This window comes from Catenulispora yoronensis, assembly GCF_039531695.1.
GTDB lineage: Bacteria > Actinomycetota > Actinomycetes > Streptomycetales > Catenulisporaceae > Catenulispora > Catenulispora yoronensis.
In genome coordinates, this window is record NZ_BAAAQN010000001.1 from 377,013 (window position 1) to 397,093 (window position 20,081).

18 protein-coding genes are annotated in these 20,081 nt (G+C 71.5%); 9 read left to right on the forward strand and 9 right to left on the reverse strand.

Features of this window, described 5'->3' with window-relative positions; translation table 11 throughout:
- Positions 1-6: 6 nt before the first annotated feature.
- The gene (locus tag ABD481_RS01335) at positions 7-1,482 is read right to left on the reverse strand and encodes an alpha,alpha-trehalose-phosphate synthase (UDP-forming) (protein ID WP_344663591.1); all 1,476 of its coding nucleotides are present in this window, start codon (positions 1,480-1,482) and stop codon (positions 7-9) included.
- 299 nt (positions 1,483-1,781) lie between these two features.
- Between ABD481_RS01335 and ABD481_RS01340 the strand changes: the two genes are divergently transcribed.
- Positions 1,782-2,543, forward strand: a complete 762-nt coding sequence (locus ABD481_RS01340) for a sirohydrochlorin chelatase (RefSeq protein ID WP_344663592.1) — start codon at positions 1,782-1,784, stop codon at positions 2,541-2,543.
- Between the two features lie 56 nt (positions 2,544-2,599).
- Here the strand turns inward: ABD481_RS01340 and ABD481_RS01345 are convergent, their stop codons facing one another.
- The gene (locus ABD481_RS01345; RefSeq protein ID WP_425559084.1) at positions 2,600-3,898 is read right to left on the reverse strand and encodes an FUSC family protein; all 1,299 of its coding nucleotides are present in this window, start codon (positions 3,896-3,898) and stop codon (positions 2,600-2,602) included.
- Between the two features lie 422 nt (positions 3,899-4,320).
- Here ABD481_RS01345 and ABD481_RS01350 point away from each other — a divergent pair, with 422 nt between their 5' ends.
- The 5 genes from ABD481_RS01350 to ABD481_RS01370 all read left to right on the forward strand — a co-directional run bounded on the left by ABD481_RS01350 (position 4,321) and on the right by ABD481_RS01370 (position 10,817).
- The gene (locus ABD481_RS01350) at positions 4,321-4,929 is read left to right on the forward strand and encodes a DUF1707 SHOCT-like domain-containing protein (protein WP_344663593.1); all 609 of its coding nucleotides are present in this window, start codon (positions 4,321-4,323) and stop codon (positions 4,927-4,929) included.
- A 96-nt stretch (positions 4,930-5,025) separates the two neighbouring features.
- The gene (locus tag ABD481_RS01355; protein WP_344663594.1) at positions 5,026-5,208 is read left to right on the forward strand and encodes a ribbon-helix-helix domain-containing protein; all 183 of its coding nucleotides are present in this window, start codon (positions 5,026-5,028) and stop codon (positions 5,206-5,208) included.
- On the forward strand, positions 5,205-5,552 hold the full coding sequence (locus ABD481_RS01360) for a VOC family protein (protein WP_344663595.1): 348 nt from the start codon (positions 5,205-5,207) through the stop codon (positions 5,550-5,552). Before ABD481_RS01355 ends, ABD481_RS01360 begins: the two co-directional genes overlap by 4 nt.
- A 234-nt stretch (positions 5,553-5,786) precedes the next feature.
- Positions 5,787-9,167, forward strand: coding sequence for a pyruvate carboxylase (locus ABD481_RS01365; protein WP_344663596.1), 3,381 nt, complete (start codon positions 5,787-5,789; stop codon positions 9,165-9,167).
- A gap of 876 nt (positions 9,168-10,043) precedes the next feature.
- On the forward strand, positions 10,044-10,817 hold the full coding sequence (locus tag ABD481_RS01370) for a hypothetical protein (protein ID WP_344663597.1): 774 nt from the start codon (positions 10,044-10,046) through the stop codon (positions 10,815-10,817).
- A gap of 20 nt (positions 10,818-10,837) precedes the next feature.
- Here the strand turns inward: ABD481_RS01370 and ABD481_RS01375 are convergent, their stop codons facing one another.
- Positions 10,838-11,515: a winged helix-turn-helix transcriptional regulator gene (locus tag ABD481_RS01375; RefSeq protein WP_344663598.1), complete on the reverse strand. Its 678-nt coding sequence runs from the start codon at positions 11,513-11,515 to the stop codon at positions 10,838-10,840.
- 64 nt (positions 11,516-11,579) lie between these two features.
- Here ABD481_RS01375 and ABD481_RS01380 point away from each other — a divergent pair, with 64 nt between their 5' ends.
- A complete protein-coding gene (locus tag ABD481_RS01380) occupies positions 11,580-12,074 on the forward strand; it encodes a pyridoxamine 5'-phosphate oxidase family protein (protein ID WP_344663599.1) in 495 nt (164 codons plus the stop codon).
- On the opposite strand, the gene ABD481_RS01385 is transcribed toward ABD481_RS01380, so the two are convergent.
- The 4 genes from ABD481_RS01385 to ABD481_RS01400 all read right to left on the reverse strand — a co-directional run bounded on the left by ABD481_RS01385 (position 12,071) and on the right by ABD481_RS01400 (position 14,588).
- Complete coding sequence (locus tag ABD481_RS01385; protein ID WP_344663600.1) at positions 12,071-12,451, reverse strand: hypothetical protein; 381 nt, start codon at positions 12,449-12,451, stop codon at positions 12,071-12,073. The genes ABD481_RS01380 and ABD481_RS01385 overlap by 4 nt on opposite strands.
- Positions 12,452-12,520: 69 nt before the next feature.
- Positions 12,521-12,991 (reverse strand): Clp protease N-terminal domain-containing protein, encoded by a 471-nt coding sequence (locus tag ABD481_RS01390; protein ID WP_344663601.1) that lies wholly within the window; start codon positions 12,989-12,991, stop codon positions 12,521-12,523.
- A gap of 7 nt (positions 12,992-12,998) precedes the next feature.
- Positions 12,999-13,202, reverse strand: coding sequence for a helix-turn-helix domain-containing protein (locus tag ABD481_RS01395; RefSeq protein ID WP_344663602.1), 204 nt, complete (start codon positions 13,200-13,202; stop codon positions 12,999-13,001).
- A gap of 339 nt (positions 13,203-13,541) precedes the next feature.
- Positions 13,542-14,588: a LuxR C-terminal-related transcriptional regulator gene (locus ABD481_RS01400; RefSeq protein ID WP_344663603.1), complete on the reverse strand. Its 1,047-nt coding sequence runs from the start codon at positions 14,586-14,588 to the stop codon at positions 13,542-13,544.
- A gap of 272 nt (positions 14,589-14,860) precedes the next feature.
- On the opposite strand from ABD481_RS01400, the gene ABD481_RS01405 reads away from it, so the two are divergent.
- Together ABD481_RS01405 and ABD481_RS01410 are read left to right on the forward strand one after the other, a co-directional pair.
- Positions 14,861-15,586, forward strand: coding sequence for a G1 family glutamic endopeptidase (locus ABD481_RS01405; RefSeq protein WP_344663604.1), 726 nt, complete (start codon positions 14,861-14,863; stop codon positions 15,584-15,586).
- A 68-nt stretch (positions 15,587-15,654) separates the two neighbouring features.
- Positions 15,655-16,608, forward strand: a complete 954-nt coding sequence (locus ABD481_RS01410; RefSeq protein WP_344663605.1) for a hypothetical protein — start codon at positions 15,655-15,657, stop codon at positions 16,606-16,608.
- Here ABD481_RS01410 and ABD481_RS01415 read toward each other — a convergent pair.
- Positions 16,564-18,618 (reverse strand): glycosyltransferase family 2 protein, encoded by a 2,055-nt coding sequence (locus ABD481_RS01415; RefSeq protein ID WP_344663606.1) that lies wholly within the window; start codon positions 18,616-18,618, stop codon positions 16,564-16,566. The two genes, ABD481_RS01410 and ABD481_RS01415, sit on opposite strands and share 45 nt — an antisense overlap.
- Entirely contained in the window at positions 18,618-20,033 is a 1,416-nt protein-coding gene (locus ABD481_RS01420; RefSeq protein WP_344663607.1) for an HlyD family secretion protein, read from the reverse strand. The genes ABD481_RS01415 and ABD481_RS01420 overlap by 1 nt, the downstream gene beginning before the upstream one ends.
- Positions 20,034-20,081: the final 48 nt, after the last annotated feature.

Below are 20,081 nucleotides of genomic sequence, written 5' to 3' on the forward strand. Positions count from 1 at the left end.
CGGCGGTCACGAGTGCGACGCCTCGACTTCGGGCGTGCTGATCGAGGCCGAAGCGTCGCCAGGATCGAGGAAGTCGAGGAACGACCGCGCCCAGCGGTCCACGTCGTGGGTCTTCACCTGGCGGTGCAGCGTCCGCATCCGCCCCCGCTCCTCCGTCGGATCCATGGTCAGCGCCCGCTCCAGCGCGTGCTCGACCCCGTCCAGGTCGTACGGGTTGACCAGCAGGGCGCCGGTCAGCTCGGCCGCCGCCCCGGCGAACTCGGACAGCACCACGACCCCGTCGAGGTTGTGCCGGGTGGCGATGTACTCCTTGACCACCAGGTTCATGCCGTCCCGTAGCGGCGTGACCACCATGACGTCGGCCGCGCAGTACAGCGCCACGAGCTCGTCGCGGTCCATCGACTGGTGCAGGTAGTGCACGATCGGGCGGCCGACCCGGCCGAACTCGCCGTTGAGCCGCCCGACCTGCTCCTCGATGCTGCGGCGCATCGCCTGGTACTGGTTGACGCGCTCGCGGCTCGGCGTGGCCACCTGGACCATCGCCACGGTCTCCGGGTCCACCCGCCCGGCGACCAGCAGCTCGCGCAGGGCGCGGAGCCGCACGTCGATGCCCTTGGTGTAGTCCAGACGGTCCACGCCCAGCAGGAGGCGCTGGGGGTCGCCCATCTCCGAACGGATCTCCCGGGCGCGCTCGGTCGTCCGGGCCTGCCGCGACAGCTTGTCGAAGGACGCGGTGTCGATGGCGATCGGGAAGGCCCCGACGTGGACCTGGCGGCCGTCGAACGGCACCGACCCGGGGCGGCTGCGGACCCGGACCGCCGCCTTGGTCGGCTCCAGTTCGAGCAGCTGCCGGGTCAGCCTGAGGAAGTTCTGCGCTCCCCCGGGCTGCTGGAACCCGATGACGTCGGCCCCGAGCAGCCCGCGCACGATCTCCTTGCGCCAGGGCAGCCGCACGAACAGCTCGACCGGCGGGAACGGGATGTGCAGGAAGAAGCCGATGCGCAGGTCGGGGCGCTGCTCGCGGAGCATGGCCGGGACGAGCTGGAGCTGGTAGTCCTGCACCCAGACGGTGGCCCCCGGGGCGGCCTCGGCCGCGGCGGCCTCGGCGAAGCGCCGGTTGACCAGGACGTAGCTGTCCCACCAGGACCGTTCGAAGACCGGCGGGACGACGACATCGTGGTAGAGCGGCCAGAGCGTGGCGTTGGAGAAGCCCTCGTAGTAGTCCCGGACCTCGGCGGCGGACAGCCGGACCGGGTGCATCAGCAGGCCGTCGTCGTCGAAGGAGTCCACGTCCAGATCGGCGCGGCCGGACCAGCCGATCCACGCGCCGTTGCGGCTGCGCAGGAAGGGTTCGAGCGCGCTCACCAACCCGCCGGGGCTCGGGCGCCACCGTTCGGTCCCGTCCTCGAGCTGCTCCAGGTCCACCGGCAACCGGTTGGCCACCACCAAGAAGTCCGCGCCGTGTCCCGTTGTCGCTCCCACCAGTAAAACGCCTCTCGCATTGATATGAGTTTGATTCTCTGCAACCGTCTCGCGGCCCGCATCCGCAGTGCGCGGAACAGGGGGGCATATGGGGGTCAGGGTTTCGCCCGTTCGGTGTCGTCGGAGCCTGAACCGTTCGCAGCACGGATCAGGGGTGCGCACCGCGCCACCGTCGGACGTGCTAGACATGGAGGGTGGCTAGTGAGCGCAGTGGTGACGGAGATGACAGAGCGGTAGCCGAGCGACTGGACGCCGAACGGCCGGAAACCGTTCTGCCGGAAGCTGCTCCGCCGGAGCCGGTGCAGGCCACCGTGATCATCGTCGGCGGCCACGAGGGCGGCGGCGACGTGGAGCTGGAACCGCTGGCCGAGCACGGGCCGCTGCTGCGCTCGGCGCCGGGCAAGCCGCTGGACGAGGCCGTGCATCAGGCCCTTGAGAACTCCGCGCAGCCGGTGTGCGTGGTGCCGATGACGCTGGGACGGGATCCGCAGCTGGTCGCCGACACCGCCCGGGCGCTCACCTGGCTGACCGGCGGCGTGCACGCCGGCCGGGTGATGCTGGCCGAGCCGTTCGGGGACGCGACGCTGCTGACCGGATGGCTCCGGGTCGCGGTGTCCAGGGCGGCCGGGGAGCTGGGGGCGACGGACCTGGCGGTGCTGCTGACGGCGAACGCCGCCAACCGGTTCGACGACGCCGAGCTGTTCCGGATCGCGCACCTGGTCAAGGCGCAGGCCGACGTGCCGTGGGTGGAGGTCGCCTTCCACGGCGGCGATCCCGACGTCACCGAGGGCGCCGAGCGGTGTGCGCAGCTGGGGGCGCGCCGGATCGTCGCGATCCCGGCGGGCTTCGGGCCGGCGCTCGAAGCGCCGGTGGCGGAAGTGGTCGACAGTGGAAGGCTTCTGAGTCCCGCGACGATCTCCGGCATGCTGGCCACGCGCGTCGCGGCCGCGATGCTGCGGCTCGGCCGCGGCGACGACGGGATCGCGGCAGGTCTCGATGCCAACCATGATCATGGGCACAGTGGGGATCCTTGGCAGGAGTCGGTGTCCGATGCTTCGTAGTGCTTGCTGCTTACCGCTCACTGCCTACTGAAACTTGATCGGGCGGGTGACGGCGATCACCCGTCGCCGCGCGGCGACCGTCCGAACCGGGCGGCCCCGACCTTGGCGAGGCGCTTGAGACCGGCGAACCGGGCCGACAGCTCGTGGCGGGCGGCGGCGGACCGGTCGAGCTCCTCCATCAGGCGCTGGGAGCGGTGCTCCAGGTCCATCTCGTCCAGGATCCGGTCGATCTCGGCCAGCAGCGCGCCGTGCAGCTGCCAGGCATAGGGATGCTGCTGCACGCCGCGCAGGAACATCTGGGCGACCGCCTCCCGGTGGTCCCAGGCCTGCGACAGCTCGGCGGCCAGCCGGTCCTCGGCCTGCTCGGCGCTGCTGCTGACCGGCGTCGTCACCAGCACCGCGTAGCTGACCATGGCCGCGCCGACGTCGGCGAGGAGCTCCTGAAGCGCCTGGGCCGTGGCGGGCGGGAACAGCGGCTCCCCCTCCGCCCGCCGCTTGGCCAGGTCGGTCAGCGACCGGGTGATGACCCGCACGACGACCACGCAGATCTCCAGCGTGTCCAGGCCGGTCCGCAGGACGAGGCGCGCGAGCAGGCCCTCGCTGATCCTCGGATTGAGCCGCAGGCTGTCCTCGGCCTGGCGCAGCGCGGCGTCCACCTCGGCGACGGCCTGGTCGAGCCGGCGCGCCTCGTGCAACCGGTCCGCCGCCCGCGCGACCGGCACCGGACTCTCCAATTCCTCACCGATGTCCAGCAGCAGATTCCGGGTCCGGCGCGCCAGCCCGACGATCGACTCCGCGGCCGGATCCACCCACACCGGCGGAACCAGCAGGAAGTTGAACATCAGCCCGACCCCGGCGCCGATCAGCGTCTCCAGCACCCGGTCCCACGCCTGCGACGCCGCCTGCGTCACGCCCAGGACCAGCATCGCGCTGATCGCGACCTCGTTGACGAACTCCCCGACCCGGATGAACTGCCCGACGGTGAGCGCCGCCAGGATGATCAGGCCCAGACTCCACCACGACAACCCGACGACAGCACTGAAGCCGACAGCGATCAACACCCCGGCGACGACCGAGATCACCCGCCGGATGCTGGTGTGAAGCGTCGCGTACAGCGTCACCTGGACGACGAGCAACGCCGTGAGCGGAGCCGTCAGCGGCGCGGGCTCGGCGCTGAGCCGGAGCGCGACAGCGTAGGCGAGGACCGACGCGGCGGTGGCGCGGAGGGTCCACATGACGACCGGGTCGTTGCGGTAGGGCGCCAGCGACGAGGTCAGGGAGGCGGCGCGGGACTTGGCACGGGTTGTGGCGCGGGATGCGGCGCGGGATGCGGCGCGCGCCGGGAACAGCCGCATGTGCTCCAGCCTTTCCCCGCCGCCGGTGACGCCTTCGAACGATCGGAGGATGCCCGTGCGGAGGGATCTGAATCGGGGCGATCACCCGTTTGCCCGGACGGGGGTGGGCTGAGATCCGTGTTCCACGACTCAGCGCTCAGTACGTACCGTGCCAGGACAGGCTGAGACCTCTTGCCCGGCACCCCGGGCAGCGCCACCCCGTCGACCGCCGCACAGATCCCGAACACGCGATTGTGGCTGGTCCAGCCGTTGACGCGGCCGCGGTTGACGGTGATCTGGACTCGAGCGTGTGCGACCCCGACCACGCCATCAAGCTCCTGCGGCCAGCACGTCGCGCGAGGTTGTCAGACACGCGGCGAAAGCGTAGCGATATAACGTGAGTGCCGGTGGCTGCGCGCCAACCCGCCCATCGAGGAGGCCATATGTCGGAGAACCAGCCCAATACGCCCGCGTTGCGTGCATCCGACGCCGATCGTGACCGCACCATCGATGTGCTGCGTGGCGCCGTGGCCGACGGCAGGTTGTTCCCGGCCGAGTTCGATGAGCGGGTGGAGGCGGCGTTGGCTGCTCGGACGCATGAGGCGTTGGCGGCGCTCACTGCCGATCTGGGGGTGGCGCCGGTGGCGGCTGGGGCGGGGCGGGCGGTGGCGGTTCCGGCGGCTGGGGTGGTCGAGAAGCTAACCATTCGGGAGAAGCACGGTGTGGTGCGTCGGGACGGGCGGTGGGTGCTGCCGCATCGGCTCGTGGTGCGGACGGCGTGGAGTGGCGTCACTCTCGATCTGACCAAGGCGGTGCCCAGTGGTCCGGAGTTGATCGTCGAGCTGCGTGTCCGAGGTGGCGGTGTCGAGGTGATCCTCGCTCCCGGGATGAGTGTGGACGCCAATGAGCTCGCGGCGCGGTTCGCCGGGGTGGACATCGCCCGGGATCAGGAAGATGCCACGCCGGAGACGTTGCGTATTCGTTTGACCGGGCGGATCAAGCATGGCGGCGTCGCGGTGCGGTGGCAGGCGCAGGCGCCTCGTACTTCGTAGGCGGGGCGGGCGGGGGTCCGGGCGACAGGGGACATCGTGGCGGATGAGGGCGGGGTCGAGTTGCCGTCGGTTATCTAGCTTGCTAGCATTCTAGCCATGCCGGACGAGGTCAAGCAGTTCAACGTCTATCTGCCGGTCGATCTGATCAGGCGGGTGAAGCACCGGGCCATCGAGGACGAGCACTCGCTGTCGGAGCTGGTCGCGACCGCGCTGCGCGCGTACCTCGGGGACGACAGCTCGGCGGCGCCCGAGCCATCGAAGAAGGAGAAGCGGACATGACGACCGAGGGCATCGACACCATCTTCATCGAGACCCACAGCTGGGGCAGGACCGCGAAGTTCTTCCAGTCGCTGGGCTACGAGTTGGAGTTCGACACCGGCCACAACTCCGGGCAGCTGCGGGCCGCGATCGGCCCCTCGGTGTTCATCGCCGAGGTGCCGGCCGACCGCGGGACGCCGTTGCAGCTGGTGCTGAAGGTCGACGACGCCGACGCGTTCGAGCCGGGGCCGGGCGTGGAGGTGGTGAGCCCGTTCGAGGACACCCACTTCGGGACGCGGCTGATGACGGTGCGCGACCCCGACGGCCGGCTGTGGGCCGTCCAGGCTCCGGGCAAAGGCGACTAGACAGACCTGAGCCAGGAGCCGGGTTCTGAGGGATCACGATTTCTGCGGACTGACATCGCCGCCCGAGCCGCCCGAGGCGCCCGAGCCGCCCGAGCCGCCCCAAGCGGCAGGTGCCGGCTGCCGACCGCTGTGCCCCATAGTGGACACCGCGGTCGGCTGGATCACCGGCCGAGTGCGATAGCACCGCGATAGGGCATTATTGCCTGGATTTCGTGATCCGAAGGAGCGATGGCCATGTTTCGCAAAGTACTGGTTGCCAACCGCGGGGAGATCGCGATCCGCGCTTTCCGGGCCGGCTACGAACTGGGCGTCAAGACCGTCGCGGTCTTTCCGCACGAGGACCGCAACTCGCTGCACCGGCTCAAGGCCGACGAGGCCTATCAGATCGGTGAGCCGGGACACCCGGTGCGGGCGTACCTGTCCGTCGAGGAGATCATCCGCGCTGCCCGGCTGGCCGGTGCCGACGCCGTCTATCCCGGCTACGGGTTCCTGTCGGAGAACCCCGAGCTGGCGCGGGCCTGCGAGGCCGCCGGCATCACGTTCATCGGCCCCGGCGCCGACCTGCTGGAGCTGACCGGCAACAAGGCCACCGCCGTGGCGGCCGCCCGGGCCGCCGGCGTTCCGGTGCTGGCGTCGTCGCAGCCGTCCAGCGATGTCGAGGAGCTGCTCGGGGCGGCGGCGGACATCGGGTTCCCGGTGTTCGTCAAGGCCGTGGCCGGAGGCGGCGGGCGCGGCATGCGCCGGGTCGAGGAGCCGGCGGCGCTGCGCGAGGCCATCGAGGCGGCCGCCCGGGAGGCGGCGTCGGCGTTCGGCGACTCGACCGTCTTCCTGGAGAAGGCCGTCGTCGATCCGCGGCACATCGAGGTGCAGATCCTCGCCGACGGGCACGGCACCGTCATGCACCTGTTCGAGCGGGACTGCTCGGTGCAGCGCCGCCACCAGAAGGTGATCGAGCTGGCCCCGGCGCCCAACCTGGACCCGGCGCTGCGCGAGCGGATCTGCGCCGACGCGGTCCGGTTCGCGCGCGCCATCGGCTACCGCAACGCCGGTACCGTCGAGTTCCTGCTCGACCCGAACGGCGACTACGTGTTCATCGAGATGAACCCGCGGATCCAGGTCGAGCACACGGTCACCGAGGAGGTCACCGACGTCGACCTGGTGCAGGCCCAGTTCCGGATCGCCGCGGGCGAGACGCTCGCCGACCTCGGCCTGTCGCAGGACACTGTCAGCCTGCGCGGGGCCGCGCTGCAGTGCCGGATCACCACCGAGGACCCGACCAACGGGTTCCGCCCCGACACCGGCCGGATCAGCGCCTACCGCTCGCCGGGCGGCTCGGGCGTGCGGCTGGACGGCGGGACCACGCACGCCGGGTCGGAGGTCAGCGCGCACTTCGACTCGCTGCTGGTCAAGCTCACCTGCCGCGGCAAGGACCTGAGCGGCGCGATCAGCCGGGCCCGGCGCGCCGTGGCCGAGTTCCGCATCCGCGGGGTGGCCACGAACATCCCGTTCATCCAGGCGGTCCTGGACGACCCGGACTTCCAGGCCGGGCGCATCACGACCTCGTTCGTGGAGCAGCACCCGCAGCTGCTCACCGCCCGCCAGCCCGCGGACCGCGGGACCAAGCTGCTGACCTACCTGGCCGACATCACGGTCAACAAGCCGCACGGCGAACGGCCCACGCTGAGCGACCCGAACGACAAGCTGCCGCGCCCGGCGGCGGCCGAGCCGCCCGCCGGGTCCCGGCAGCGGCTGGCCGACCTGGGACCGGAGGGCTTCGCGCGGTGGCTGCGCGACAGCCCGGCGGTCGGCGTCACCGACACCACGTTCCGCGACGCCCACCAGTCGCTGCTGGCCACGCGCGTGCGTTCCAAGGACCTGCTCGCCGTCGCCCCGGTCGTCGCCCGCACCGTGCCCGGCCTGCTGTCCCTGGAGTGCTGGGGCGGCGCCACCTACGACGTCGCGCTGCGCTTCCTCGCCGAGGACCCCTGGGAGCGGCTGGCCGCGCTGCGGGCCGCCGTGCCCAACATCTGCCTCCAGATGCTGCTGCGCGGGCGGAACACCGTCGGCTACACGCCCTATCCGACCGCGGTGACCGACGCCTTCGTCCACGAGGCCGCCGAGACCGGCATCGACATCTTCCGGATCTTCGACGCGCTCAACGACGTCGGCCAGATGCGGCCGGCCATCGACGCCGTCCGGGCCACGGGGACCGCGGTCGCCGAGGTCGCGCTCTGCTACACCGCGGACCTGTCCGACCCGTCGGAGCGGCTGTACACCCTGGACTACTACCTGCGCCTGGCCGAGCAGATCGTCGCCGCGGGCGCGCACGTCCTGGCGATCAAGGACATGGCCGGCCTGCTGCGCGCCCCGGCGGCGGCCACGCTGGTCTCGGCGCTGCGCCGGGAGTTCGAGCTGCCGGTCCACGTCCACACCCACGACACCGCCGGGGGCCAGCTGGCCACCTACCTGGCGGCGATCCAGGCCGGCGCGGACGCGGTGGACGGCGCGGTGGCGTCGATGGCGGGCACCACCTCGCAGCCCTCCCTGTCGGCGATCGTCGCGGCGACCGACCACACCCCGCACGCCACCGGCCTGGACCTGCGCGCCGTCGGGGACCTGGAGCCGTACTGGGAGAGCGTCCGCAGGATCTACGCGCCCTTCGAAGCCGGCCTCGCGGCGCCGACCGGGCGGGTGTACGACCACGAGATCCCCGGCGGCCAGCTGTCCAACCTGCGGACCCAGGCGGTGGCGCTGGGGCTCGGCGACCGGTTCGAGCAGATCGAGGCGATGTACGCCGCCGCCGACCGGATCCTCGGACGCCTGGTGAAGGTCACGCCGTCGTCGAAGGTGGTGGGCGACCTCGCGCTGCACCTGGTGGGCTCCGGGGTGAGCCCGCAGGACTTCGAGTCGGCGCCGGACAAGTTCGACATCCCCGACTCCGTGATCGGCTTCCTGCGCGGCGAGCTGGGCACGCCGCCCGGCGGCTGGCCCGAGCCGTTCCGCACCAAGGCCCTGCACGGGCGCGCCGACGCCAAGCCGGTCCAGGAGCTCTCGCCCGAGGACGACGACCAGCTGGCCACGGACCGGCGCGCGGCCCTCAACCGCCTGCTGTTCCCCGGGCCGACGCGGGACTTCGACACGCACCGCCGGGCCTTCGGCGACACCAGCGTGCTGAACAGCGCGGAGTTCTTCTACGGCCTGCGGCTCGGCCGGGAGTACGCCGTCGACCTGGAACCGGGCGTGCGGCTGCTGGTCGGCCTGGAAGCCGTCAGCGAGCCCGACGAGCGCGGCCTGCGCACGGTGATGGCGACGCTCAACGGCCAGCTGCGTCCGATCCAGGTGCGCGACCGCGCGGCGTCCGCCGACATCCCCACCGCGGAGAAGGCCGACCGGGCGAACCCCGGGCATGTGGCCGCGCCGTTCTCGGGCGTCGTCGGGCTGGCCGTGACCGAGGGCAGCGCGGTGGCGGCCGGCGACCGGCTCGCGACCATCGAGGCGATGAAGATGGAGGCGGCGATCACCGCGCCCCGGGCCGGTATCGTGTCGCGCCTGGCCATCAGCAGCGTGCAGCAGGTCGAGGGCGGCGATCTGCTGCTGGTCATCAGCGAGGGGTAGAGGCGGAACGCGCTTCCGGAGGTCGTGTGCGGCAGGACTGGACGGTTTGGGACCGAGCGCCCTGGACGGAACGCAGAAGCAGTACGGCCGGCTGACGATCGCGGCTCGCACCGGGACCGGCTACGCGGACTCGTGGATCCTGAGCGACGTCGCCATTGTCAGCCGGTCGCAGAATGCTGATGACCCGGCCCTCGTCGACGTCGTCATCGGCGCCGGCATCGACGCGGGAATCTCGCCTCAACCCGCTGACGCTCATCGGGTGCGAACTCGCCTACCGGGGACCGCACCCGCTTCCGCCGCGCAGCTACACCCAGCTGGTGGCGCTGGACCGGACCGGCCGGGTCCTGGACAGCTTCGACGTCGTCTCCGAGGTCGAGGAGATCAGGCCGTCGGTGCTCGGTGCGGCCCTGGTCGACATCACCCTGCCGCACTTCCTGTTCGCGCCGCCGACCGCCGCGCGGCCCATTTGGGAGATCTTCTCCGCGGGCCTTCCCGCAGAGCCGAACCAGTGGGCCGGCCTTCCCACGGGCGTTCACTCTGGTCTGGCACGACTCCGACATAGCGCGCGCGGCGCTCGCGAATGTGCGCGAGGGGCGGGACGAGCGGGAGAGCTATTTCGACGAGGTCGTCAGGGTGCTGCGCCACAGGAACACCGTGCTGTTGCGGTGACTTCTCGGTGAATTCGAGGCCGCGGGCTCCGGCGGGACCCCGGGGCGCGAGGGTCGCCGCCGGACCCGGAGCCGCCTGACGTCGGAGGATGCAAAGTCATCAGAACTCTGAGACACTTCGGTTCAGGTGACTGGTGCCACGGGGGTCCGCCACCGCACCCGGCTCTTGGCCGGAGCAGCGCACGCCGACTCTAGGAGCGAGTAGATCGTGGCGCCCAGCCCCCAGGACTTCGGCATCGGTATCGCGGTCGCGACCGCTGCATTGGCGGTCGCCTCAAGTACGTCCCAGGTATTGCGGGTGGCACTGCCCAGGCTGGGGTATCTCTGCTTCCTCATATGCTTTTACGAGCACTCCACCACCGGAGACAAGTTCTTCGCGCGGCACCTGTGGGAAGCCATGGCCATATCGGCGGCCGTGGTGATGTTCCTGAGCGACCACTTCCCGCTGTTCGGGCTGACGTGCATGGCGGTGATCGGGGACTTCATGCGGTTGTACCCGACGACCGCGTACAAGAGCCAGACGGGGATCACCATCGCCGTGGCGGTGGCGCTGCTGGCGTGGCGGTATCTCGCCCGGGAGGACGGCCCCGAACCCGGCGAGCAGGCGGCTCCCTTCGCCGGCGACTTCGGCGGCATGGCACCGGAACAAGTGGAGCCCGCACCACGGCCGAGGCGCAGAAGGACCATCCCCTCCCCCGCCACCCGGAGACCCGCGCGAGCACCGCGTAGTGCCAAGCCGTCGGCCGACGACGCCTCGCCGGGCGCTTTGCCGGGCACCTCGCCGGGCGTCATGCCGGGCGTCATGCGGGGCCCGATGACCGGAAGCCTGCCCGGCCCCATGTTCGGCGAGGTGCCCGGCCCCGTGGCGAGCCGTGGCAGGAATTCGCTGCTGCGCCGAGTCAGCCGCCGCGGCCGTTCGGGCAGACCGAGCGCGAACACTCCTGAGACCGAGCAATCTCCCTGGCACTGGCCCAGGAACTGAACGCCCCCTGACACGCTGGGCTATGGAAGCCGGCTCGGTGCCGCAGCGGCGGAACGCCACAGAAGATCGGCGAGGCGCTGCTGGGCGTCGGTTGTGCCAGTCGACCGTGCGGCGCCAGACTCCACGGCCTCCGCCACCGTGATGACGCCCTCGCACACCGCTCGCATTGTTGCCAGGTCGGCCGCGAATGCCGCGTCCACCGGCCCCGCCGCAGCGACGCGGGCCACCTCGATCCTTCCGTCGGCGACCTTCGCGACGTAGGTGTCGTCATCGATGTCGAGCTCGTACACGCCCTCCAGCGCGACGCTGCGGGCCGGATCGAATCCGGCTTTGACTCCCAGTATCAAGGAGTCGATGCCCAGCAGGCCCTGCGGTTCGGCCGGAGCCCGGCTCCCCCAGCGTCCGAGCTCCAACAGCAGCGGCTCCAGCTCTGCTCCCCATTCACTGAGCTCATAGAGCCGGACGCGCGTCGGCGCTCCCAGGTCGCGCTTTCGCACCACGCCCTGGTCGACCAGCTCGCGCAGGCGCTGGCTCAGCACGTTCGGGCTGACGCCGGGCAGTCCGGCCAGCAGGTCGTTGAAGCGCTTGGGCCCGAGCAGCAGGTCGCGCACCACCAGCAGCGCCCAGCGTTCGCCGATGACGTCGAGGCCGCGGGCGACGCCGCAGGGATTCGCGTAGGTGCGCTTGCCGGTGTTCATGACAGCAGCATACCTGCTACAGTCCGAACCCAGGATTTTAAGTTAGTTTTTAGGAGCGATATCCATGCTGTCGCAGGGTGACCTGAAGCTGCTCGACACGTCCACCGCCAAGCACCTCCTCACGCTCTCGTTGGCACGCCTGGCCTACACCGGCAAGGACGGCACTCCGCGCCTGATCCCGGTGAACTTCCTGTGGACCGGCGACGAACTGGTCATCCCCGCGTTCGCCGGCACCTACAAGATCCGCGACCTGCGGGCCCGGCCGGACGTGGCGGTCTGCGTCGACACCGCCGACGGCCCGCCGAAGGTGCTCATGCTGCGGGGCCAGGTCACCCTCGCCGAAGTCGAGGGCGTGCTCCCCGAATACGCCGTGACGCAGCGCTCTGTGATGGGCCCGGAAGCAGGCGACGCCTATCTCGCCGCGATCGACAAGCCCGGCCTGCGCATGGTGCGGATCGGCCTGCGGCCCACCTGGGTCGGCGTCCTGGACTTCCAGGAGCAGCGGTTCCCCGAGCGGACGCCGGAGCCGGTCCTGGCCGCGTTCGGCGCAGCCTCCTAGGCGAGCTGCCGCGAAGCCTGATCCGCAGCCGGCCGCCTCGCGGCGATCGTCTGGTACAGCGGTATCGCCGTGACCAGTACGAACACGCCGAACAGCGTGATCGGCAGCAACCCGAACGGGACGAGGTAGCGCAGTGGATGACGCGCCATATCCGGAGCCTGGGTCCACCAGTTCGCGGAAGCGTCGGCGAGCATCGCGGCGGCAGCCAGCGGCGGCCCCGCCGGGCTCGCGCGGATGATGAGCACGACGGCCAGCGCGTCGAAGACAAGCATCGCGTGGAACAGCACCTGGATCAGGACAGGGTCACGGCCGTAAGCGTGAATCCCTCCGGTCCACAGGGAGTACGCGTGCGAGCAGAATCCCTCGGCGAAGCCCACGACGTACCCTGCGGCAACCCAGCGTGCGCGACGTGGCAGGTCCCCCCACATACCCGGCCCCCGGACCATCTAGGCGATCGCCTGCCGGACCCGCTGTGTGACGGCTTTCCGGTCGACGCCCAAGTGCGCCAGCAGGTCGGCCGCCGGGTCTGGCTGCTCGCGTTCCAGGATGGCCAACAGCAGGTGTTCGGCGGTAATGCGGCGGCTGCTGCTCTTGCGCGCCTCGACGAGCGATCTCGGGATGACGCCGCGGGCGGCCGAGGTGAAGGGCGTCCGTTTGCGCGAGGCCGGGATCGGGGGGCGGTCCAGGCCGGCCACGTCGACGCCGACCACGGCCAAGGCCTCGCGGTCGAGCGCGTCGAGGGCGGCCCGGGCGGTTGCGAGGTCGACGCCGAGCGCCTGGGTGCCGGGGGTGTCCGGCAGGCGCAGCACGCCGAGCAGAAGGTGTTCGGTGCCGACACGGCGGTCGCCGCGGTGCCGGGCTTCGTCGAGGGCCGCGGTGACGACGGTGCGGGCGCCGGATGCGAACTGTTCGAACATTCCCGTCTCATTTCCCGTGCTTGGTGTGGGCGGCTTGCCGGGACACGCCCAGGGCGTCGCCGATCTGCTCCCAGGACCAGCCCTGGGCCCGGGCCCTGGCCACCGCGGCCGCCTCCACCTGTTCGGCCAGGCGGTGCAGAGCGCCGACCGCGCGCAGGCCGACCGCGGGGTCCCGGGAGCGGAGGCGCTCGGCGAGCTCATCGGATTCCATGTCTGTCAGTCTGGATTGACATCGAGTCTTCTGTCAATCCAAATTGACGCCCAATGCCGATGCCGATTCAGATTGACGAGAGCGGCAGCTGGAGGGGAGAGTCCTGTGTCCGAAACGGGGGCCGCTCAGGAAGCGTTGCGCAAAGCACTGGGCACTTGGTTCGGGCCCGCATCCTGACGGGGAGCACGGAGCACCGGTCCCCGAGCAGTCCAGGTCCGGGTCCGGCTCCCCTGAGGGAATCGGACCCGGACCCGTCGGCTGCGGTCCGGTCCGGTCAGGTCCGGTCAGGTCCGGTCAGGTCAAGTCACACCCGACCGGACCCGCCTCCAGCAGTCCCCGCTACAACAATCCCCGCCGAACCGCCTGCACTCCGGCCTGGAACCTGTTGCGAGCGCCCAGTTCCTTCATCAGCTCGCTGACACGGCGCTGGATGGTGCGCGCCGAGACCTGGAGCTGGCGGGCGATCGCGTCGTCGGTCATGCCGGCGGTCAGCATGGTCAGCAGCTCCGGGCTGTCCCGGCGGCGGCCGCCCTCCGGATGGTCGTCGGCCTCGGGGCCGGCGTCGCCGCCGGGGTGGTCGCGCGGGTGGTCGCGATGCGTGCTGCCCGGGAGCGGCATCGCGCGGGCCCATTGCGTCTCCAGCGTCTGCATCAGCGCGTCGAGCATCGGGGACGGCCGGACGACCAGTGCCCCGTCCAGCTCGGCGCCCGAGGCGACGGGGATCAGCGCCCAGCGGCGGTCGACGACGGCGAGCTTGAACGGCAGGTCGGTGACCACGGCCGCGGTCTCGCCGGCCGCCATGAGCAGCCGGACCTGGGCCAGGTTCTCCGGCTCCAGCAGGGTGGCGCGCTCGTAGACCGACCGCCAGGCGACGCCGCGGCCCAGCACCTCCAGCTCCGCGCTCATCACGTCGTCCTGCACGAACGGCTCCTGGACCAGCACCGCGACCTCCTGGCGGGCCCCGGCGAGCAGGGAGAGCCAGACCTCGGTGATGGCCTCGCGGCCGGTGACGACCTCGACCAGGTCGCTGCGGCCGGGATCGCGGCGGCAGCGCTCCTGGTGGTACCCGTCCAGCAGCCGGGTGATCTCCGCGTGCAGGTCGCGGTCGGCGCGTTCGCGCCCGCTGAGCAGCCCTTCCAGGGCCACGTCGGGGGCGGTCGCGAACCAGGCGGCGCGGGCGCCGCTGTCCGACATCCGCACGAACCGCCGGCCGTGCAGGCCGGCCAGCGACCGCAGCACCTCCTCCGGCCGCACGGTCAGGGCCTCCGCCAGCTCGGCGATGCTCGCCGTGCCGCGCCGGCACAGCTCCAGATAGACGTCCTCCTCTTCTCGGGTCGGACCCACGTCGTGCGCGGATCTCCTCCAGCTCTCCAGTTGATCGAACACCGATTCACCTTCTTGTCGCTCCGGGTGGCAGACGACAGCGGTGCGGTGCCGGTCCGCTCCGCGCCGTCACGGGCTGAGCCATGGCATACCTCTGAATCAGAACATTGGCAAATACGGCGACCGGTTTCCGTCATGTCCGGATCTCGCCACGACCACGTCTTTCGCCGGCGCCGCGGCTTCGTCAGCATGCTGATGTGAATGGTCGGGCCGGTGTGCCCGGCTTCGCTCGGGCGGCTCCCCGGCACACCCCGCCCCCCGCCAAAGGAGTTTGCATGAGGACATCGAGCACCGCCGGCCCGCGCCGGCGCGGGCCCCGGCTGGCCGAGGCGGTCGCGGCCGCGGCCCTGGCCGTACCGGCCGGTGCGGCCCCGGTCTCGGCCGGCGCCGCGGGCGCCGGGCGCGCCCTCGGGTACGCGCCGGTCTCCGGGCAGCTGGCCGACAGCGTCTGGGGCGGCTACGTCGCCACCGGCAGCGGGTTCCGCAGCATCGTCGGCTCCTGGATCGAGCCCACCGTCAGCTGCACCAGCAGCAGCAACCTGTTCGCGCCGTGGGTCGGGATCGACGGCTACGGGTCCTCGACCGTCGAGCAGGTCGGCGCGGAGGTGAGCTGCGCGAGCGGTTCGCCGCGGTACCGGGCCTGGTACGAGATGTACCCGGCGAACCCGGTCTACCTGGCCACCGCGACCCATCCGGTCCACGCCGGCGATTCGTTCACCGGCACGGTCACCACCGCGGGCAACGGCAGCTACACGCTGACGCTCAAGGACAACACCCAGGGTTGGAGCTACCGCACCACCAAGCAGTTGGGCGCGCAGAACGTCAGCGCCGAGGCCATCATCGAGTCGCCGAGCCACAGCTACCCGCGCTTCTCGTCGTGCTCGTTCAGCGGCATCACGGTCAACGGCCGGGTCCTGGACAGCTACAACCCGATCGGGTTGTCGAGCGGGGGCTACCGGCCCACGGCGTTGTCCAACGGCTCGTTCGCGATGGTTCCGTGAGGCGGGCGGACCGGCGGGCCGGGGGTGAGTCCGCGTCGAGCGCCAGGCGCCGTGCGAGTCTGGCGGCGGTGAGCCTGGTGTTCGCGACGGCCACGGGTTGTTCGGGGGCCTCCTCGGCCCCTTCGGTCCACGCGCAGCCGACGCCCGCCAAGGCGACGCCGGCGACGCGGACGCCCCGTGGCCGGACCTCTGGCCCGCCGGCCCCCCTGCTGGTCGCGCCGACCGCCGCCACGGCGACGGCGAGCGCTCCGTCACCTCACAGCGGTGCCCTGTATTGGATCGTCGGTGGCACCACCTTGAACCAGCTGCGCGCGACCGATGCCGAAGGCACCGTGACGACGCGGTTCTTCGACACGCCGCACGCGTATCTGATGTCGAACTACGGGTCCATCCCCCGGGGCTGGACCAGCACGCCGACCGCCAGTTTCACCAGTTACGCCACCATGCAGCGCGCCGTCACGGACGGGACCTTGGACCCGCACGCCCGGGCGGTGCTGTACGACAACGAGCGCTGGTGGCTGACCCCGGCCGGGGAGCAGGCCGATCCGGCCCGCTACTACCAGCTGGCGGCGACGCTCGCGCACCGGCACAGCCTGCTGCTCGTCGCCACGCCGGGGGTGAGCCTGGCGGCGGGATCGCCCGGCCAGGACCGCTACAGCGCCTTCCTGGCGTCCGGCCTGATCGGCTCGATCGCGCGGGTCGCCGACGCCATCGACCTCCAGGCGCAGGGCACGGAGACCAACCTGGCCGCCTACCGCGCCTTCGTGGTCGCCGCGGCGGCCCAGGCCCGGCAGAGCAATCCCGCGGTCGTGGTGCTGGCCGGGATCAGCACCAGCTCGGACAGCCGCGGGGTGGACGCCGCGACGCTCGTCACCGCGATCCGGTCGGTCCGCTCGTCGGTCGACGGCTTCTGGCTCAACGATCCGGCCCGATCGCAGTACTGTCCGACCTGCGTCGGGCCCTTCCCACAGGTCGCGCTATCCGTTCTGGCCACCCTCGCCCGCGACCCGGGGATCGGTTGAGCCGGCCGCCGGGAAGTGGACGCCGGGCCGCGCCCGGGTGCTCCGCGTGCTCTGGCTCCGCGTGCTCCGGCTCCGAGCGCTCCGCGTGCTCCGGGCCGGACGGCGGGCCCGGAGCGCCCGCGGCGGCCGCACCGGGCGGACCCCGCAGGCCAGGATCGCCTCCAGCAGGAACACCCGTTTCAGGATCGCGAACAGCAGCCACAGCGGGCTCCACGGCAGGATGTCCAGCCGCCGGTAGTGGAACAGGATCAGCAGCCGGGGCGCCAGGCCCGGGATGAAGGAGATCAGCAGCAGGATCGCGAACTTCCCGATGTCGTGCCGGATGCCGGGCGCGATCGTGGCGTATTGGAGGGCGAGCATCAGGATGAAGAAGTGGGCTGAGGAGAACAGCCTGAAGCCGGCGCTCTTGGGGAGCTGATACCAGAACCGCGGGCCGGGGGCGCCGTTGCCGAACGGGGTGAACCGGCCGAAGACCATCAGCCCGCCCATCCCCCAGCGGAACCGCTGCACCCGCAGATCCTTGATGGTCGGCGGGACGTCCTCGTAGGACACGATGCGCGGGTCGAGCGCCGCCCGCCAGCCGCGCCGTCCGAGGGCGCAGGTGAACTCGGCGTCCTCGCCGAACATGCCGCTGACGAACCCGCCGAGCTCCACGCCCGCCGCGCGCCGGAACGCGGTGAAGCTGCCCAGGATGCAGGGCACCGCGTCGACCTGCGACAGCATCACTTGGGAGAACCCGAAGTTGAAGATCTGCTCGATCGCCCGCATCCGGTCGATCCAGGTGTGGTAGGGCTCCTTGGGGATCGTCAACGCGCCGACCACGCCGACCCGCGAGTCGTTGAGGAAGTACGGGATGCTGTAGACGAAGGCGTCGGCGTCGATCGCGCAGTCGGCGTCGAGCCGGTAGACGTAGTCCGCGGTGCAGCGCGCGAGCGCCAGGTTGAGCGCCTTGGCCTTGCCGCCGTGGCTGCCCTGGATCACCTCCCCGGTGGCGAAGCGGTAGGCGGCCATCGCGGCCAGCGCCAGCTCGCTGGTCTCGTCGGTGGAGCCGTCGTCGCACAGGACGACCCGGACCGGGCCGCCGTAGGCCTGCGCGGCGCGGTCGATCGAGCGCAGCAGCCGCTCGATCCCGACCGCCTCGTTGTAGGCCGGGATGATGACGTCCAGCGCCGGCCGCTCGGGGCCGGGCTGCGGCCGCCGACCGCCGGCCCATTTCACGACGCCGAGCAGGATGAAGACGACGTCGGAGATGGCGGTCCGCAGGCACACGATGATCAGGAACACGGCCACCGGATGGTCGCCGGCGGCCCCGATCAGCACCAGGGCGAGGGTCCCGATGCCGCCGGTGGCGCCGATCAGGCAGCACAGCAGGGTCAGGTTGTCGTGCCAGTCGCCCCGCCGCAGGATCGGCTGGCCGGTGGTCCGCGGCAGGGCGTAGGTGGTGAACGACAGCCGGAAGATCATCATGAAGCCGAGCACGTACTGGAAGTAGATGGTGGCGATCGGGACCAGCCCCGCCGGGACGCCGGCGGCGGTCCCGGCCAGGCCGACCAGGCAGGTGGCGACGACCGAGACCGCGACGAACAGCGGCGCGTGCAGCAGGATCATGACCCGCCGGCCGAGCGTCGCCGGCAGCACGACCGCCAGGGTGAGCAGGTAGCCGACGACGGCGGCCGGGACCAGCGGGGCGACCTGTTTCGCGTAGTCGACGGCGGCCGGGTCGCGGTCGACCGTGCTGATCACGTCGGCCACGAACACCTGGTAGACGCGCAGCAGCTGGAAGTCGTGCCACCCGATGATGCCGGTGCTCACCGTCAGCCCGACGGCCAGGAAGGCGAACAGCCGCCGCAGGGAGGGCTTGCGGAAGGGCGGCAGCCGCACCAGCCGGTCGGTGCCGTGGTCGGAGTCGTCGTGGCGGCGGGAGAGCGGCTGCCAGATCACCGCCACCAGGACGATCAGGTCGATGACGAGCAGGGCCAGGCCCTGGCGGTTGTATATCGGATCGGACATCAGAAGAGGCTGACCTCCACGGTCATCCCGGCCAGCAGTTCCGGCGGGGGCGAGTCCACGGCGATCCGGACGTCGTAGTACGTCGTGGTGCCGGGGACGCGGGCGGGGTCGAGCGTGACCTCGCCGACCGTGCCGACGGCCGCGGTCCCGGTCGCCGTGACGTCCAGCCGGGTGCGCGCCCCGGCGTGCACGGCGGCCATGTTCTGTTCCGGGATCTGCGCGACGACGGTCATCGGGCCGGCGTACAGGGTGAGCAGCGGCTGGTAGACGGAGGCCGGCCCGGACCCGCCGGTGCCGCCGGAGTTCGGCACGAACAGCTGGAAGCCGGGCTGCTGATCGGCCTGGGTCCCGGCCTGGGCCGCCGGGCCGCCGTAGGTGTGCACGCCCTCGGGCCCGGCCAGGTCGCCGACCGCGCCGGCGACGGCGGCCACCACGCCGTCGGCCGGCGCGATCAGCGTCGCGTTCCGCACCGCCTGCTGGTAGGTGGCGACCTGGGCCTGCGCGTCGGTCAGCCGGGCCTTGTCCGCGGCGATGGTCGCCGCGGTCAGCGGCGCGGTGGCCGCGGTCACCTTCTGCTGGGCGGCGGTGAGGACCGCCTGGCGCTGGGTCACGTCGTCCAGGGCTTGGGCCTCGTCCAGCTTCGCCGTGGACTGGAGCCTGGCCAGCTCCGCCTGGGCCATGGACAGGTCGGTGGCGTCGTGGCCCACCTTCGATTTCAGGTTCTGGCAGAACTGCAACTGCGTGGTGCTGGAGGTCGAGGGCGCGGGGGTGGGGGTAGCGGTGGGGGTGGCCGCGGTCGTCGGTGATTTCCCGGTCGAGGAAGCGCACTGCTGCGCGTAGTCGGAGCTGTCGGCGTTATAAGCGTTCTGGGCACCGGTGACCACGACGGTCTGCGCGGCGATCGTGTGCTGGTCGTTGTTCTGGGTCAGCAGCAGCGCGTTCTTCGCCGAGTCGGTCGCGGCGCCGGCCTGGGTGACGCTCAGCTTGTCCTGCGCCGCCTGCGCGGCTCCGGCCTGCGGCGACTCGTCGGCGGCGACCGTCGCGGTGTCGGCGTCGACGGCGGCCTGGGCGGCGGCGAGGTTCGCCGCCGCGACGCCGCCGTCCATGGTGGCGAGCACCTGCCCGGCGTGCACGGTCTGGCCGGGTTTGACGGTGAGCGTCTGCACCGTCCCGGCGGTCGGGAAGTTGAGGTAGAAGGTGTGGGCGGGGGTGGCCTGCCCGCTGAACGTCGGCGTCTTGGCGGCCACCCGGTGATAGGTGGCCAGGCCCAGACCGGATCCGGTCAGCGCCACGACGGACGCGACCGCCAGCTGGCGGGGCCGCATCGGCGCGTGGGCCGGCTTCATCTCCCCGACGCCGGCCTCGCCGCTGTCCAGGGCCGCGTTCATGCCCCGCGTACGGGCCCGTTTCGCCATGGTGTGTCCTCCGGGTGCGATGTGATCAGGGTGCGATCGGCGGGTGAT

Bases quoted from the DNA above. Each gene is read 5' to 3' on its own strand.
- ABD481_RS01345 (WP_425559084.1), bottom strand. From the start codon at position 3,898: ATGCGGCTGTTCCCGGCGCGCGCCGCATCCCGCGCCGCATCCCGCGCC.
- ABD481_RS01350 (WP_344663593.1), top strand. From the start codon at position 4,321: ATGTCGGAGAACCAGCCCAATACGCCCGCGTTGCGTGCATCCGACGCC.
- ABD481_RS01355 (WP_344663594.1), top strand. From the start codon at position 5,026: ATGCCGGACGAGGTCAAGCAGTTCAACGTCTATCTGCCGGTCGATCTG.
- ABD481_RS01360 (WP_344663595.1), top strand. From the start codon at position 5,205: ATGACGACCGAGGGCATCGACACCATCTTCATCGAGACCCACAGCTGG.
- ABD481_RS01365 (WP_344663596.1), top strand. From the start codon at position 5,787: ATGTTTCGCAAAGTACTGGTTGCCAACCGCGGGGAGATCGCGATCCGC.
- ABD481_RS01375 (WP_344663598.1), bottom strand. From the start codon at position 11,515: ATGAACACCGGCAAGCGCACCTACGCGAATCCCTGCGGCGTCGCCCGC.
- ABD481_RS01380 (WP_344663599.1), top strand. From the start codon at position 11,580: ATGCTGTCGCAGGGTGACCTGAAGCTGCTCGACACGTCCACCGCCAAG.
- ABD481_RS01390 (WP_344663601.1), bottom strand. From the start codon at position 12,991: ATGTTCGAACAGTTCGCATCCGGCGCCCGCACCGTCGTCACCGCGGCC.
- ABD481_RS01395 (WP_344663602.1), bottom strand. From the start codon at position 13,202: ATGGAATCCGATGAGCTCGCCGAGCGCCTCCGCTCCCGGGACCCCGCG.
- ABD481_RS01405 (WP_344663604.1), top strand. From the start codon at position 14,861: ATGAGGACATCGAGCACCGCCGGCCCGCGCCGGCGCGGGCCCCGGCTG.
- ABD481_RS01415 (WP_344663606.1), bottom strand. From the start codon at position 18,618: ATGTCCGATCCGATATACAACCGCCAGGGCCTGGCCCTGCTCGTCATC.
- ABD481_RS01420 (WP_344663607.1), bottom strand. From the start codon at position 20,033: ATGGCGAAACGGGCCCGTACGCGGGGCATGAACGCGGCCCTGGACAGC.